Below are 1,457 nucleotides of genomic sequence, written 5' to 3'. Positions count from 1 at the left end.
GAGGCGCGCGCAGCGAGCGGCCGGCGCAAACGGCGCCGGATCGGTGAAGGGCGTCGCCCCGGTCATCATCTCCGCCAGCAGACGGCCGGTGACGGGACCCAGTGTCAGCCCCCAATGGCCGTGGCCGAAGGCGAGATCGCAGCCCGCCGATGCCGGCGCCGGCCGATCACGGCTTGGAATCGGGGAAGGCCGGGCGGCGGCCCAGCCACGGCTCGGCCTCGCGCACCGCACCGAGCGGCAGCAGCTCGCGCGCATGGGGCACATCGCGATAGACCTGCACCGGGCTCGACGGCGCTTCGAGCCCGGCGAACTCGACGCCCGTGGTCAGGCGGATGCCGTAGCGGGTGTTCTGGAGGGCGTAGCCATAGGCCACGTCCACCAGCGCCCGGCCGAGCGTCATGCCGCCCTCCGGCGCGAGGTGCACGTGATAGCCGCGCTTGGGCGCCAGCGGCAGCGGCAAACCGAGCGGGCGCAGCACGTCGAGCGACCAGGGGCCGAGGCAGAGCACGGCCTCCTCCGCGTCCACCGGGCCGGAGGCGGTCTCCACCCGCCAGCCGCCGGTCTGGCGGCGCAGGGTGCGGGCATCGCCGGTCAGCACCAGGCCGCCGCGCTGTTCCAAAAGGCTCGCATAGGCCTTCACCAGGCCGCCGGGATCGGCGCAGTTGTCGCAATCGTGCCAGTGGATGGCGGCCTCGAACACCGGCCGCAGCGCCGGCTCCAGCGCGCAGGCCGCCTGCGTGTCCAGCACCGAATAGGCGACCTTGAGATCGTCGGCGATCGCCCGCTCGGCCGCGGTCTTCGCGAATTGCCGCGCGGTGCGGTAGAGCTTCACCCACCCGGTGGGCGACAGCAGCCCCATGGCGCCGGCGGGGCCGGCCAGCGCATGGTGCTCGGCCCGCGCCACGTCGAGCAGCGGGCGCAGATCGCGCGCCGTCGCCGCGAGGCCCTTGGCGCTGGAGGCGTTGAAATAGGACAGGATCCAGGGCGCGAGGCCCGGCAAAGCCGCGAGCTGGTAGTTGCTCTCGGACGAGAGCTTGAGCGCATGGCGCAGCAGCACCGGAATGTCGCGCGGGAAGCCGACGGGCAGGAGCGCGCTGCCCTCGATCACCCCCGCATTGCCGAACGAGGTGCCCTCGCCCGGCGCGCCGCGGTCGAGCAGCACCACCGAAAGCCCGTGCGCGCGAAGATGAAGCGCCACGCTGACGCCGACGACGCCCGCCCCCAGAACCACCACGTCGGTCCGCGCCATGACACCCTTCTCCCGAAGCCGCCTTGCCCGTGTCGATGCAAGGATGAGACCGGCGCCCGCCCCGCGGTGCGATCCCGGCGCCAATCTATCAGCTTGCCGGACGGCCGCCCTCTCGCTTTAGGACGCAGCCGTCATGCGCGGCGCGCAGCCCGGCGGACCCGGGCGGCGAAAGGCGTCCGCGCCGGTCGGCGGTTCAGGCGCGCGGCGG

At 73.6% G+C, this 1,457-nt stretch carries 2 protein-coding genes; both read right to left on the bottom strand.

Annotated elements, in window-relative coordinates:
- The coding region (locus AC2W7M_RS25275; RefSeq protein WP_486135843.1) for an FAD-dependent oxidoreductase at positions 1-255 on the bottom strand (255 nt) is incomplete at its 3' end.
- On the bottom strand, positions 167-1,249 hold the full coding sequence (locus AC2W7M_RS25270) for an NAD(P)/FAD-dependent oxidoreductase (protein WP_486135841.1): 1,083 nt from the start codon (positions 1,247-1,249) through the stop codon (positions 167-169). The genes AC2W7M_RS25275 and AC2W7M_RS25270, both read right to left, overlap by 89 nt.
- Positions 1,250-1,457: the final 208 nt, after the last annotated feature.

It is taken from the genome of Xanthobacter sp. BG11Y11_SDJG, assembly GCF_057364445.1.
This window is presented reverse-complemented; position numbering and strand designations above follow the sequence as displayed.